This is a genomic window from Corynebacterium jeikeium (genome assembly GCF_028609885.1).
Classification (GTDB): Bacteria; Actinomycetota; Actinomycetes; order Mycobacteriales; family Mycobacteriaceae; genus Corynebacterium; species Corynebacterium jeikeium.
In genome coordinates this window covers 2,247,339-2,261,306 of sequence record NZ_CP063195.1, presented here as the reverse complement: position 1 = coordinate 2,261,306, position 13,968 = coordinate 2,247,339, and the positions used below count along the sequence as shown (strand labels likewise).

The following is a 13,968-nucleotide window of genomic DNA, read 5'->3' as shown; positions in this document are numbered from 1 at the left end:
TTACGAGTGCGGCTGCCCGTAGAGCTCGTCCAGCATCGCGGCGGCTTGCTGCCGGTCGGTCTTGCCCGGCCCAGTGGTCGGCATCTCGCGGATAGCCCAGGCGCGCCGGGGAATCAGACTTGGCCCCGCCTGCCCGCGCATTGCCTCGCGCACCAGGTCGGTCACTTCGCGGGGGTGCTCGGCCGCGCCGTTGCCAGCCTCTCGCAGTACTACCAGCGCCCCGATTGACTCGCCGAACTCCGCGTACTTGGGATCCTCCACGCCTGCCGTAAAGGCAGCCTCGGCTCCTGGAACCTGCTGGCAGATGGCCTTTTCCACCTCTTCTGGGAGCACCTTGTAGCCGCCGGTGTTGATGGCCCCGTCGGCGCGCCCGAGAATCCGCAGCGTGCCGCCTGACTCTTCGCCGCCGTCCACAACTCCGATGTCGGAAGTCACGAACTCACCTGCCACCGGAAACGCCTCCGCCGAATCGACGTTGCGATACCCGTCCGCCACCATCGGCCCGCTGATCCGCACACGCCCGGCCCCGCGCTCGTCCGCGCCGTCGATCCGCACCTGCGCGCCCGGCAGGGGTTGGCCGTTGTACACCATCCCGCCCGCCGTCTCGCTGGAGCCGTAGGTCAGCGCGATCTGTGCTCCTTCCTCGGCCATCTTTTTTATGACGCCCTCACGCGCCGCCGCGCCACCCACCAGCACGCAGGCGTAGCGTTTCAGTGCTTTAACGGCGGCGGGGTCTTCAGCGATTCTTTCCAGCTGTGCGGGTACGAGGGAGGTGTAGAGGTCCACGTCCGGGTAGGTTTCCGCCAATGCTTCTGTGTCTGCGATGAAGCCGGTTGCGGTGAAGCGCGCGCCGGCGTGCGCGCGCTGAGCTTGTAGGTGTTGGGCTTGCAGGTGCGCGGCGGCCAGGGGAGTGTAGCCCGCTCGAAGGCTGCGGAGCATCACTTGCAGTCCTGCGATGTGATGGGCCGGAAGTGTGAGCAGCCACGCCCCCGGCTGCGCTTGGTAATGGCGCCCGATGAAGGAGGCGGTGGCGTCCGCACTAGTGGTGAGTTGCCGCGACCCGAGCACCGCACCCTTCGGCGTGCCTGTGGAGCCAGAGGTGCAGGCGATGAGCGTGCCTGGCGCCACCAGATCGTCTGCCAAGGAACTCCCTGCGCGCATTTGTTTCGGCAGGTCGGGGCAGGATTGTTCCCAGTCCGCGGGGAGGGGGAGGATGGAGATTTCCTCCGCGAGCAGCCGCTTTAGAGCCTCCAGGGAGGTGGCGAAAAGCTCGGGCGAGGCCGCGCTGATGACGGTCGGCTGCAGGGGGACGAGGGAAGAGTTTCCGGTCATGCTGACCAATGTACAAGCCGGCTCGGGCAGCATTCTCCGAACAGTGGGGCTGTGCGGTTAGCTGGCCTCTAGGCCGAACTCCTGGACTCGCTTCACGGTAGATTCCAGCTCCGCCGGGCCGGGAAGGCGCTTATGAATGGCGAGGAAGCTGGCCTGCACGTCCTGGCGCGTAGCGGGAGTCTTTCCGGTGTCGATGAGGTAGGCGATGATGTCGAGGTAAGAGGGGCTGCGAGTATCCAAAGCGTTCAAAAAGGGGGTAGGGAGGTCACGGTTGGCTTCGAGGTAGATGCGGTACTCCTCGGGGAGGGGGAGCGCATCGGCGACATCGGGGGCATTGGTCTCGTCGGGGGCTGCCGGGTCGGGCCCCTCGGTGGTGTCGGTCGTCCAGAGCTTTGCTCGGAGCTGACTAAATGGGTTGAACATGATGCGCTCTCTCCTTCCTCAATATCCGTGGATTGGCAATATTAAAACATAGGGTAATCAACAATTGTTGGAAAAGTCAAGCATTTTTTCTACCCACCTTATTTGGGTTTAGAGAACTTAAAAACAAAACCCCGCGGAGGAGGGTTTCTGCCCTCCTGCGGGGTAGTGTGTGCTGCTCAGATGCAGGGCGTGGGTGGCCTGTGGCCTTTAGTCGCCACCGCCGCCATCTCCGCCGCCGTCTCCACCGCTGGAGCCGCTGTCCGAGCCGGAATCTGAACCGGAGCTGGAGAAGCCGCCAAAACTGTTGTTGCTGGAGGGGCCACCGCTCTGGTCGCTGTTCCACTGGGTGGTAGGGGCATCAGCGTCGCTGCCGTTCGTCATGCCCGCCGCACCGGCGCCACCGGCAACGCCAGCGGCGCCAGCACTGCCAGCGTTGTCCGTGCCACCGATGGTGTAGCCAGCGTAGCCGTCGTTTCCTCGATTGTTCCAGGGTTTACTGTTCTGGGACTTATTGCCCTGGTTGTTGCCCCAGAAGTTGGAACTCTGGTTGTTGGGGGCCTGCGCGGGCGAGCCCTGGAAATTAGAACCCTGGTAATTGGAGCCCTGGAAGTTAGAGCCCTGGTTGGCGGACCCATAGCTGCCGTACGGGCTCTGGCCAGTATTCGGAGCAGCATTTGGAGCTGCGTTCGGGGCTCCAGCCGCTCCGGCAGGCGCGGCTGCGGGAGTATAGCTACCGTTGGCCTCCTGCGCTGCCTTCTCCTTACGTTCCTTGCGGGCACGTACGGGCGTCATAAAGAGATAGTCCAAGCTAAAGCGACCCGAGCCGGACGCAGCCAGGGCGAGGCCCGCCGCGCCCAGAACCCCGACGAGCTCCCAGCCGCCATCGGCGACGAAGACACCCTTGCCCCAGTGAGCGAAGCCAAAAGCGAAGGCCATTTGGATAAACAGCAGTGGGCCGACGATCCGGACCAGTAGGCCAAGGATCAGCAGCACGCCCGCGGCGAGCTCGAAGTAGGTTGCGATCTGCGCGGAGGCGTTTGGCCACGGCACACCCATGGAATCGAAAGATTTAGCAGTGCCGTCGATGGTCCAGGAATTGTACTTTTGCCAACCGTGGGCAATCAGCACGATGCCCACGAGTATGCGGGAAATCGTGATGCAAACATCTTTAAAAATATTCATGGCGCTAACGCTACCAAGTTAGCGCTGGCAGGGCCGGGTTTGTGGCAGGTCAATCCGCTACAGGTAGAGGCCAGAGCCACCATGAATCATTCCGAACCTCAGACCCTGATTGTGAGCGACTCGCAGGCGGATCGCCGCCTGGATAAATACATCCGCTCGCAGGTCAAGGGCGTACCCGCCACGGTGCTGTTCCGCCTGATGCGCACCAAGCAGATCACCGTCAACGGCGCCAAGTGTAAACCCGACCAGCGCACCGTTGCCGGCGACAAGGTTCGCTTGCCCGCCCTGGAAGTCGCCGCGGAGAAACCGACGCCTACGGGGGATCGCAAGGCGGCGGAACAATTGGCCCGCAGGCTGTCCCGGCATATCGTTTTTGAGGATGGCGCCCTGCTTGTGGTGAATAAGCCTGCCAACATCGCCGTGCATGTGGGCAGCGGGGTCAAGGCTGGGGTGATCGAGGCGCTGCGCGTGCTACGGCCGAAGGAAAAGGAACTAGAGCTGGCGCACCGGCTGGACAAGGAGACCTCTGGCCTGCTGATAGTGGCGAAGAATTCGAAGATGCTGCGGCATCTTCAGGGGCTCCTGCGTACCGGCGGGGAGGACATCCAGCGCTACTACCTGGCGGTGGTTGCCGGTGGGATGAAAAGGGGCGGCGGGCAGCCGCGACGGATAGATGTGCCACTGCGCAAAACCGGGGCGGCCACGGTGGTGGATCGTCGCGCCGGGCAGCGGGCGGAAACGAAGGTGTGGGTGAAGAAACCGTGGGGGGACTGCGGGCACCCTCGTGGAGACACAGCTGTTGACAGGCTGGAAGCACCAGATCCGCGTGCACCTGCAGCATCTGGGCCACCCGATCATCGGGGACTCTCGTTACGGGAATCCCGCTGCTAACCGGACGGCCGCAGAAAAGGGTGTGCGGATGTTGATGCTGCACGCCTGCAGGCTGGTGGTGCCCCTGCCGGATGGCGAGGTGCTGGACTTGCACGCCCCGATGCCCCCGGCATGGAATAAGCTGCGCGGCTAGTGGAGGGGTGTTCTTGCCCAATCAATTTTGCCCCCAAAAGTGGTTAAATTTAATCATCTTATTGATGCCTCGTTCTTGTTGGGATTTAATGCCTTTGAGGGTGGAGTTGCTGCCCCGATGTTGAAAAGGAGATGGATCCAAAATGGTGAAAATGAAAGCTGTGGTTGCGGGCTTGGTGTCAGTTATGGGGCTTGCAGGGGGTGCGATTCAGAGTGCGCAGGCAGAGGATGTCGGTCATGCTGTTGTTGAGAACAACTTGCGGGAGCCTAATGGAAGGCTTGTTGATAGGCAAGAGGGGGTTGCCCATCCTGATGAGAGGGTGGAGGGTGGTTTTATGACCACAGCAGCAGGGAATTGCCGACTTCATACCTGGGCCGTGGGGCAGAACGGGAGAGGGCTAGGGGTCCAGGGAGGACGGTTTGACTGCGCCAATCCTGTTGGATTTCGAGTGCAGTTGCGGAAGGATCGGAAGTTTCTTCCCGATGAGGTGATTGGTGAATCTTGGGGGTATGGAAACGGAGCCATTCGCGCGTATGGAGTATGTAAAGGAAGGGGGACATACTTTGGCGAAACCAGAAGCGATACTGGTAATAAGAAGCAAGGAGATCGCGGTGTGCGTTGCTAACTTTCCTGTGGTTTTGAGTTCCGACGCATGAAACTGTCAATAGAAGAACTGAGCTTCTCGTATAGGAAGATCCTTGGTAAGAAGCCAGTGTTGCGCTCCATTACCGGAACTTTTAATGAAGGTGTCACGGGTATCTTGGGGCCGAATGGTTCCGGTAAGAGTACCTTGCTGAATATTGTCACTGGTCGGTTGAAATCCCCGAAGGGTTCAGTCTGCCTGGTGACAGAGCATGGGCGGAAAACGATGGATGAGTATCAGAGAAACTCTTCTATTGGCTACTTACCGCAGCGTTTCACGTTTGTTCCCGGGATGTGTGTCAAAGACACTGTTGAATATGTTGGATGGGTTAATGGTCTAACGGGGAAGCAACTTAATCGTGCTGTGGAAAATTCGCTTGATGTTGTTCGTCTGAATGAGCAGCAAGTGCTGAAGGCTGGTGCGCTCTCGGGTGGACAACGGCAACGGCTTGGACTCGCGTGCGTCCTTGTACACGAGCCGGAGGTAATGATTCTCGACGAGCCCACTACAGGGTTGGATCCGGAATCGAGAATGCTAATGCGGAAATGCATTGCCGACGCTGCTAGCGATGACAGGCTCGTTCTTATTTCTACCCACCATATGGAAGATCTTCGGTATCTGGCTGATGATGTATGGGTCATAGCAGAGGGGCAGCTCCTGTACTCCGGGTCGCTCGAGGGTATGGGAGAGGGGCTGGCTACCAGCGATGACCTTCGATATGGAACTGAGTTTGAAGCTGGGTACTCGGACTTGGTTCAGAGTCTGCGATCCCAGAATGGGGAGAGTCCGAAGCATGATTAGATTGTATGCTCGGTCTTCCCTCGGTTGGATCATGCTTGCGGGTGCCTGTGTAATTACCTTAACGGAAGTCCTCTTTCAACTTGAGCTGTTGAAGGCTCCCTATCAGCAGTGGGGTCTTATTGAGTCGAACTTGTCGAACTCACTTGTCGTCGTGATGCCACTTGTAGGCGGGATAGCTGCGGTGCTGCAGGTCCTCGGGCACTCTCCGGGGCGGATAAGCACTATGGCAGGAACTCGAGTTAGCCCTTACGGGCAGTCTATCTGGACAACATTAACGTGGTTAGCGGTGTCTATATTTAGCGTTGTTGCCGTACTGCTTATCTGCTTCAGCTTTGCTATTGCAACAGCTGGGGGTGGAACACCGGAGTTTAAACTATACCTGGCCATCTTAGGATCGATTGTATTTTCGGTGTTTCTTGGTCATGTCATTGGCTACTTGGCTGCTGATCTGAAAGTATCCCTGATTGCGGTTGCCCTTCTCGCTGTGCTTCCCATGTCTGCAGTTAATGGATTTTCGACCTTGCGGTTTATTCCGATACTTCCGGCTGAGAAGCTACCTAGTTTCATTTATTCAGATAGTTGGCTGAACCGGCAATTACTGTTGGGGCTTGTCTTTATAGTGATTTTGGTTCTTGCTCTCTATAGTGCTGGCGCTACGAGGTCTCGGGGTGTCATTTCTAGAGTGACTATGTCCTTGGCTGCCCCTATCGCTGTGTTTATCATCGCTTTGGTTTCGCCTGCCGGCCCCGTGGAGGTTTTTGAGTATTCTGCCTCTGCCAGAGAAAAACAGGTCTGTGAAGTAGTTGGTGAGCGCACAGTGTGTGTACACGAGGAGAACCAGCCCGAATTAGCAAGAATTAGAACCTCGCTCAATGCAGTCGATGATGTTGTAGGGAGGTCGAGGGCGGGTTTCTATGAAATGAAAGATTCGTCCCTGGTCGATACAGCGAAGCCTTTGCCTTATGGCGTTGGAATTGTAGAGCTTAAGCCTGGTCAAGGATCTCGTTTTGGTGCTTTATTGATCGAGGCTATTTCCGGAGTTCTAGTGTGTGGACCGGAATCCTCCGAGTCTGCTGTCAACACTTCTTTCGAAGTTAACGACTGGCTGTTGTCTAGGGTTCCAGTCACGGCCCGTGAAACTTTTAGTAGCGAACCAGACCATCCTAAAGAGCGACAGTTTAATGACGTTCAGATGGAAATGATCGTGCAGGAACACAGTAAAGAACTGAGTACCTGCAGTTATTCTGGCGGTACCAATGCAGCTTCTTAAGTACGGTTGGCAGACCCGAAGGCTGGGTTGGGTTGTGGGCGCCTCCCTCCTGGCAGTGTTTGCAGTTGTCTTGGTTGGCGATGGTGGATTTCAAGTGAACTGGGACACGGTATATGAGCCTAAATACGTGCTCTACGTGGAGTTGGTCTTCTTACTTTTGAGTACTGTGGTGGCAGTTCTGATTGAACCTCTAAGTGCTCAATGGGAAGGCAGTTCCTCACGTGCACGAGGGGTTGCATTGTTTTCTCTGTGCGTGACCTTCGTGAGTATATGGCTTGTGGCGGCGGTGGCAATGGGGCAGCTATTGAGAATTTACCCTGCCAACGTCGTAGTGTTGATGATTCTGACGAGCAGCACCCTTGTAGCATCGGTGACTCTGGGGCTATCACCGTGGATTGGTCCCTACTGGGCGGGAGTTAGCTCCCTGGGCTTCTATGCGGCTTGTATCGCAATCCAGGGGTTTATGCCTGCTTACCGTTCTTTAGTCCCTCTAGGGGATTCTCGGCTGATACCTGCGCCCACGGAGCCGCATGTCGTACTCACTTCAGTTCTTGCTTTGGTGCTGTGCGTCCTGAGTCATTGGACGACAGGCGGGCTTCGCCAAGGGCGCAGAATTGTCAAAGAAGACTTGTCTTAGAGAGCCCCGGACTGTCTTAGTTAGTAGTAGTACGGGAAGTCGTCCCAGTTCGGCTCGCGCTTTTCTAGGAAGGCATCCTTGCCTTCTACGGCCTCGTCGGTCATGTAGGCCAGGCGCGTAGCCTCACCCGCGAAGACCTGCTGGCCCATCAACCCATCGTCGGTTAGGTTGAAGGCGAACTTCAGCATGCGCTGCGCGGTGGGGGACTTGGTGTTGATCTTGCGGCCCCATTCGATGGCGGTGTCCTCCAGATCCGCGTGGTCCACCACCCGGTTGACGGCACCCATCTGGTGCATCGTTTCAGCGTCGATGGCCTCACCGAGGAAGAAGATCTCGCGGGCAAACTTCTGGCCCACCTGCTTGGCCAGGTAGGCGGAGCCATAGCCTGCGTCGAAGGAGCCGACGTCGGCGTCCGTCTGCTTGAACTTCGCGTGCTCGCGGGAGGCCAGGGTCAGGTCGCACACCACGTGCAGGCTGTGCCCGCCACCGGCGGCCCAGCCGTTAACCAGGCAGATCACAACCTTCGGCATCGTGCGGATCAGGCGCTGCACCTCCAGAATGTGCAGGCGGCCGCCCTCCACCTTCGCGCGGGCCTCGTCCACCCCATCGGCGCCAGCGGCGGCGACGTCCGAATCGTGGTTGGTGGCGTACTGATAACCGGAACGGCCGCGGATGCGCTGGTCACCGCCGGAGCAAAACGCCCAGCCGCCGTCCTTCGGGGAAGGCCCGTTACCGGTCAGCAAAATCGTGCCAACGTCCGGGGTGCGGCGCGCGTGATCCAGCGCCCGGTACAACTCGTCGACGGTGTGCGGGCGGAAGGCGTTGCGGACCTCTGGGCGGTCGAAGGCGATGCGGACGATGCCGTTGGCGCGGCCTTCGCCAACATGGCGGTGGTAGGTGATGTCCGTGAAGTTGTTTACACCCGGCGCATCTACCGGGCGCCACAGCTCGGGTTTGAAGGGGTTGTTGCTGGAATCAGTCATGCCCGCCATTCTATCGGCCGGCCGCTTTTGGCAAGGTAGGAAGCATGAACCATTCCGCCGCATCTTCCCACCTGTCTTTTCCGCTGCCGTCGCTCGCCGAGTTACTCGAGCGCGCCGACGTGGTTGCCCTGCCGATGCGGGTGCCCTTCCGTGGCGTGACTGTACGTGAGGCCCTTCTTATTGACGCCCCGTCCCAGTGGGCCGAGTTCGCCCCTTTTCCGGAATACGAACCGGCCGAGGCCTCCCTGTGGCTGCGTTCGGCGATCCAGTACGGCTATGGAACTAGCGGTTCAGCCCCCGTCAATGAGTGGGTGGCCGTCAACGCCACCATCCCCGCAGTGGACGTAGACGACCAGCCGGGGATCATCGGCGAGCTTATGGCACGCTACCCGGGCTGCACCACTGTGAAGGTCAAGGTCGCAGAGAAGAACGCCCTGGCCAACGACCCGGCCGCCAGCATGCGCCAAGATGTTCAGCGCGTCCGTGCAGTTCGGCAGTGGTATGCGGACCAGGGGGTTCGTGCCCCGAGGATCCGCATGGACGCCAACGGTGGCTGGACCGTCCAGCAAGCCCTGGAGGTCGTAGAAACCCTCGTCGCCGACGGTCCGCTGGATTATGTGGAGCAGCCCTGCCGCACCGTCGCCGAGCTGGCGGAGGTGCGCCAGAGCCTCATGCGGCGGGGATTGTTTGTGCGCGTTGCTGCCGACGAGGCCATCCGTAAGAGCGCGGATCCGATCACAGCGGTCAAGGAGGTTACCGACGCGGGGGCGTGCGACGTGGCCGTGCTCAAGGTGCCACCGCTCGGGGGCGTGGATCAGCTCCGCCGGGTGGCCAGCGAGGTCGCGCAACGCGGCGTATCCATCACGGTGAGTTCGGCCCTGGATACCGCGGTTGGCCTCGGCGCGGGTTTGCAGGCCGCCGCCAGCCTGGTGCACATCGATGACGATGGCATGGTCGCCGAACCCAACGCCGCCGGACTGGCCACCGGCACGCTCTTTGAACACGACCTCGCAGAACGGCGGATCGTCGATGGCCGCATGCACACCGGCGCCGTAACCCCCGATGCCGACCGGCTGGCGGAGTTCCGCCTTACCGGCGAGCGACGTGATTGGTGGCTGGACCGCCTGCGTGCGGCTTATAGCTACCTAGCGGGCGGAAGGTAGATTGTGGAACTGTGACTAACGCTGATAGTTCTTCCCAGGATCCGGCTCAGGACCCGACTCAAGGCTCTGGCACACGCTCTGCCGCAGATTCTGCAGCGCACTCCGCCGCGCTGACTAGCCCCATTGCAGTGCGTGCGGGGTTGGTGCTGGTTGACCAGCTGATTCGCAGCGGTGTGCGCGAGGCAGTGCTGTGCCCCGGCTCGCGGAACTCGCCGCTGAACCTGGCGTTCGTGGAAGCGGAAAGGGTCGGGCGGGTGCGCCTGCACGTCCGCACAGACGAGCGTTCGGCAGCTTTCCTAGCGCTGGGGTTGGCGAAGGTATCGCGGCGGCCGGTGCCGGTCGTCATGACTTCCGGAACGGCCGTGGCCAACTGCCTGCCGGCCATGGTGGAGGCCACGCTCTCTGGCGTGCCACTGGTTGTGCTCTCGGCGAATCGGCCGCTTTCCATGCTGGGCTCGGGAGCCAACCAGACCATCGACCAGGCGGAGATTTTCGGCACCCATTCCGTATGCACCCTGAACACTGGCGAACTGGCGCTGGAAGGCGCCGCTGCAGGTGCCGCAGGGGAGCTCCGCGACCTGGTGCGCAAGCTAATCAATGCCGCCACAGATCCCATCGACGGCGGCGGAGCCCACCTGGACGTGCCGCTGCGGGAACCGCTCGTGCCGCCGACGCTGGACGAGCTATCGCTGTGGGCGGGCGAAATCGCCGCCGCTGAAGATGCGGCAACGACCGAGGGTGCGCACGACTCGCACGCTCCCAGCCAGCCCACCCGCGGCCCCCGGAAGCTGCCCTATGGCCAGGTCGAGGTGGACCTCTCCCGCCGCACGCTCGTCATCGCGGGCTCCGTCAGCGACGTCGCCTGGGCGCGTTCGATCATGGACGAACTAGCGGACGTGCCAACCGTCGCGGAACCCGTCGCCCCGGCACCCGACTTCCCCGTGCACAGTGCGGCCGTAGACATGTTCAGTACCCAGGTCGTAAGCGACGGCGAACACTCGGCGGTCACCATCCCGGAACAGATCGTGGTGATCGGTCGGCCAACCCTCCACCGTGGCGTCACAAAGCTCCTGGCCAACAAGGACATCAACGTCATCGCCCTCAGCGACACCCGTAACGTCACCGATGTTTTCGACAATGTTGATGAGGTCGGCAGCACCGTCCGGCCGCGCGGCGAGCAGCCGGAAAGTTGGCTGCAGGTCGCCCGCGCCATCAGCGACATGGGCGTGAATCAGGTCCGCGACGGGTTGGCCGAGCGCGAACCGTTCACCGCGGTGCATGCTGTGGCCGTTGTTGCGGACGCCCTGCGCGACGGGGACCTCCTGGTACTAGGGGCGTCTACGGCGGTGCGGGATGCCTCCCGCGCCGGGCTGCCTTTTGACGGCGTGCAGGCGATCGCCAACCGTGGGGCGGCGGGGATCGACGGGACTATCTCCACCGCCGTGGGCGCGGCGATGGCGCACGCCCACGCCGACCCGACTGCGATCCGCGCGCCGCGCACCATCGCCGTGATGGGGGATCTGACATTCGCCCACGACCTCGGCGGGCTGAACATCGGGCCGCTCGAGCCGCGCCCCGACAACCTGCTGATCGTGCTGACCAACGATAGTGGCGGCGGGATCTTCGAAACCCTCGAGCCCGGTGCCGAGAACTTGCGCACCTTCGCCGACGGCACCGCTGCCTTCGAGCGGGTCTTCGGCACGCCACTGGACCTGGACTTCGCGGAGCTCTGCGCCGGGTTCGGAGTGGAACACAAGCTGGCTACCAGCGTGGAAGAACTCGCCACAGTTATCGACGAGCACGCCGAAATCGGCGGAAGCGGGATCACGGTGCTGGAAGTAAAGGTGAGCAGGCGTGGGCGTCAAGAAATAGAAAAAAGAATTGCGGGCACACGATGAACCGCACAATAGATCGCGCGAGGAACGACACGCTCACCCCGAAACAAATCCGGACGGCGCGCAGACTGCGGCGCGCGAAGCAAGCCGTTATTGCCCTGGCAGGGCTGGTGATGCTGGTGTGCGGCGGGATGATCGTGACCTCTGCGATGGATGATTTTGCGATCTCGCGAGACAAAGCCGAGGCGACGGCGGAGGTGGTCTCGGTACAGACGCTGCGGACCACCGTGCGCTTCCGCGACGCAGACGGCAACTTCCAGCAGCCCGAGGAGGGGCTAAAGTACCCTTCTGGCCTGGTGGAGGGGCAGAACGTGCGCGTCGAATACCAAGTCAGCGACCCCGAGAATGTAAAGGTGCAGGGGAGGGGATGGACGTTGGCTTTCCTGCCGGCACTATCGTCCATGGCCGTAGGGCTGGGCGTGTGTGCCATGCTGATGCTGCTGATCCGACGCTGGCAGAAGAAAAACAAACTTTGAGTGGTGAAAGTAACCTTCTGTTTGCCTAGACTTGTTAATGTTTTTACCCAGACGAAACGCGGGCGTGAACTACAAAAGGGAAGCTGAAGGGTATGCGAGTTGCAATTGTTGCCGAGAGCTTTCTGCCCAACGTAAACGGCGTGGTCAATTCCGTGCTCCGAGTTTTGGAGCACCTGCGTGCCAACGGACACGAAGCGCTGGTGATCGCCCCGGGGGCAACGAATGGGCAAGAGGAAATTGCGACCTACGAGGGCTACCGCATCGCCCGCGTGCCCGCCGTAGACGTGCCGGGTATTAACTCCCTGCCGATCGGCGTGCCGATGCCGAGCGTGTACACGGAGCTGAAGAAGTTCCAGCCCGACGTGGTTCACCTGGCCAGCCCCTTCGTGCTCGGCGGCGCGGGTGCCGTGGCAGCGCGGGCACTGAAGCTGCCTTGCGTGGCAATTTTCCAGACCGACGTCGCGGGCTTCGCCAACAACTACAAAATGAAGTTCCTGTCCAAGATGGCTTGGCGCTGGGTGCGCGTCATGCACAACATGTGCGCCATGACGCTTGCCCCGAGCTCCGTGACGATGCGCGAGCTGGAAGAAAACCGGGTGCGGGGTGTGGCGCACTGGGGGCGCGGCGTGGATACCGAGCGCTTCCACCCCTCCAAGCGTTCCGACGAGCTGCGCCGCGAATGGCTGCTGGAGGGCGAGAAGAAGCGCGGCAACGTTGGCGAGGCCGCCGACCTGGAGGGTCGCCGCACCATCGTCGGCTTCGTCGGCCGTCTGGCCGCCGAGAAGTCCGTGGAGCGTATGGCTGCCCTGAACGGCCGGGACGACGTGCAGCTGGTGATCGTCGGCGACGGCCCGGAGATGGATGACCTCAAGTCTCGGATGCCCACCGCAGTGTTCACCGGCGGGCTGTACGGCGAGGACCTGGCTCATGCCTTCGCCAGCCTGGACATCTTCGTGCATACCGGGCAGTACGAGACGTTCTGCCAGGCGATTCAGGAAGCCCAGGCTTCCCGCGTGGCGACCATCGGCCCGGCTGCCGGTGGCCCTATCGACCTGATCAAGCCGGGCCACAACGGCTATCTGCTGAACGTCGAGAACTTCGAGGCCGAGCTGGTCGAAGCGGTGGACACCATCCTGGCCGGGGACGTGGATACCTACCGCGACAACGCCTTTGAGGGCGTGCAGAACAAGAGCTGGTCCAGCCTGTGCGACCAGCTGCTCGGCTACTACCGCCAGGCCATCGCACAGGGTGGCAAGGCGGCCCCGCGCAAGGGTTCGCAGCGCGACTTCACGGGGGTGCGCGAAGTGCCCCGTCCCGCAGCTGAGGAGACCACCGAGGAGACCACCGCCCAGGCCACCGTTGAGACTTCGGCCGAGTCTGCCCCGCAGGTCAGCGCCGAGCCCGCCGCGAAGTAGGCGAAGCGCCCGCGCTAAGATGTGAGTCGTGTCTCGGGCAAGTTTGGAAAAGAAGCCGCATGAAGTCGCGTCGATGTTCGACGCGGTAGGCAAGAACTACGACCTCACCAACACGGTGTTGAGCTTCGGGCAGGATCGCTATTGGCGCATCCGTACCCGCAAGCGCCTCGACTTGAAGCCCGGCGACCTGGTGCTCGATCTCGCCGCAGGCACGGGCGTATCCACCGAAGAGTTCGCCCGCACGGGTGCCACCTGCATCGCCTGCGACTTCTCCTTCGGCATGCTCGCCGCCGGCTCCCACCGCAATGTGCCGATGGTGTGCGCGGACGGAACGAACCTGCCGTTCGCCGACGCGACCTTCGACGCGGTGACGATCAACTACGGTCTGCGCAACATCGTGGATTTCCGTGCCGGCCTGCGCGAAATGGCGCGAGTGACGAAGCCGGGCGGCAAGCTCGCTGTCGCGGAGTTCTCCACCCCCGTCGTCCCGATCTTCAAGACGGTCTACAAGGAATACCTGATGCGCGCCCTGCCGAAGGTCGCCAAGGTGGTTAGCTCTAACGCGGATGCCTACGAGTACCTCGCCGAATCTATCCGCGCCTGGCCTGACCAGGAGGAACTCGCCGCGGAGATTCGCGACTGCGGTTGGCGAGAGGTCGGCTGGCAGAACCTCACCGGCGGAATCGTGGCGCTCCATAGCGCGATCCGCGACTAACTGGAACTT

The 13,968-nt window shown here is 61.4% G+C and carries 12 protein-coding genes; 8 read left to right on the top strand and 4 right to left on the bottom strand.

Going from position 1 to position 13,968, the window contains the following annotated elements; all coding sequences use genetic code 11:
* The 3 genes from CJEIK_RS10150 to CJEIK_RS10140 all read right to left on the bottom strand — a co-directional run bounded on the left by CJEIK_RS10150 (position 1) and on the right by CJEIK_RS10140 (position 2,937).
* Positions 1-1,332: an AMP-binding protein gene (locus tag CJEIK_RS10150; protein ID WP_231913363.1), complete on the bottom strand. Its 1,332-nt coding sequence runs from the start codon at positions 1,330-1,332 to the stop codon at positions 1-3.
* Positions 1,333-1,389: 57 nt separating this feature from the next.
* Positions 1,390-1,755, bottom strand: a complete 366-nt coding sequence (locus tag CJEIK_RS10145) for a hypothetical protein (protein WP_005292083.1) — start codon at positions 1,753-1,755, stop codon at positions 1,390-1,392.
* Between the two features lie 207 nt (positions 1,756-1,962).
* The gene (locus CJEIK_RS10140) at positions 1,963-2,937 is read right to left on the bottom strand and encodes a DoxX family protein (protein WP_005292080.1); all 975 of its coding nucleotides are present in this window, start codon (positions 2,935-2,937) and stop codon (positions 1,963-1,965) included.
* Between the two features lie 81 nt (positions 2,938-3,018).
* Here CJEIK_RS10140 and CJEIK_RS10135 point away from each other — a divergent pair, with 81 nt between their 5' ends.
* The 3 genes from CJEIK_RS10135 (at position 3,019) to CJEIK_RS10125 (ending at position 6,675) form a co-directional block, all read left to right on the top strand.
* Complete coding sequence (locus CJEIK_RS10135) at positions 3,019-3,828, top strand: pseudouridine synthase (RefSeq protein ID WP_005292077.1); 810 nt, start codon at positions 3,019-3,021, stop codon at positions 3,826-3,828.
* A 785-nt stretch (positions 3,829-4,613) separates the two neighbouring features.
* Entirely contained in the window at positions 4,614-5,405 is a 792-nt protein-coding gene (locus CJEIK_RS10130) for an ATP-binding cassette domain-containing protein (protein WP_005292074.1), read from the top strand.
* Entirely contained in the window at positions 5,398-6,675 is a 1,278-nt protein-coding gene (locus CJEIK_RS10125) for an ABC transporter permease (protein WP_005292072.1), read from the top strand. Before CJEIK_RS10130 ends, CJEIK_RS10125 begins: the two co-directional genes overlap by 8 nt.
* A 657-nt stretch (positions 6,676-7,332) precedes the next feature.
* Here CJEIK_RS10125 and CJEIK_RS10120 read toward each other — a convergent pair.
* Positions 7,333-8,295, bottom strand: coding sequence for a 1,4-dihydroxy-2-naphthoyl-CoA synthase (locus tag CJEIK_RS10120; protein WP_034964042.1), 963 nt, complete (start codon positions 8,293-8,295; stop codon positions 7,333-7,335).
* Between the two features lie 44 nt (positions 8,296-8,339).
* Between CJEIK_RS10120 and CJEIK_RS10115 the strand changes: the two genes are divergently transcribed.
* The 5 genes from CJEIK_RS10115 (at position 8,340) to CJEIK_RS10095 (ending at position 13,959) form a co-directional block, all read left to right on the top strand.
* Positions 8,340-9,458, top strand: a complete 1,119-nt coding sequence (locus CJEIK_RS10115) for an o-succinylbenzoate synthase (RefSeq protein ID WP_005292066.1) — start codon at positions 8,340-8,342, stop codon at positions 9,456-9,458.
* 11 nt (positions 9,459-9,469) lie between these two features.
* The gene (gene menD / locus CJEIK_RS10110; RefSeq protein ID WP_011274192.1) at positions 9,470-11,356 is read left to right on the top strand and encodes a 2-succinyl-5-enolpyruvyl-6-hydroxy-3-cyclohexene-1-carboxylic-acid synthase; all 1,887 of its coding nucleotides are present in this window, start codon (positions 9,470-9,472) and stop codon (positions 11,354-11,356) included.
* A complete protein-coding gene (locus CJEIK_RS10105) occupies positions 11,353-11,829 on the top strand; it encodes a DUF3592 domain-containing protein (RefSeq protein ID WP_005292061.1) in 477 nt (158 codons plus the stop codon). Before menD ends, CJEIK_RS10105 begins: the two co-directional genes overlap by 4 nt.
* Positions 11,830-11,921: 92 nt before the next feature.
* The gene (locus CJEIK_RS10100) at positions 11,922-13,244 is read left to right on the top strand and encodes a glycosyltransferase family 4 protein (RefSeq protein ID WP_005292058.1); all 1,323 of its coding nucleotides are present in this window, start codon (positions 11,922-11,924) and stop codon (positions 13,242-13,244) included.
* 28 nt (positions 13,245-13,272) lie between these two features.
* A complete protein-coding gene (locus tag CJEIK_RS10095) occupies positions 13,273-13,959 on the top strand; it encodes a demethylmenaquinone methyltransferase (RefSeq protein WP_011274191.1) in 687 nt (228 codons plus the stop codon).
* The last annotated feature ends 9 nt before the right edge of the window (positions 13,960-13,968 follow it).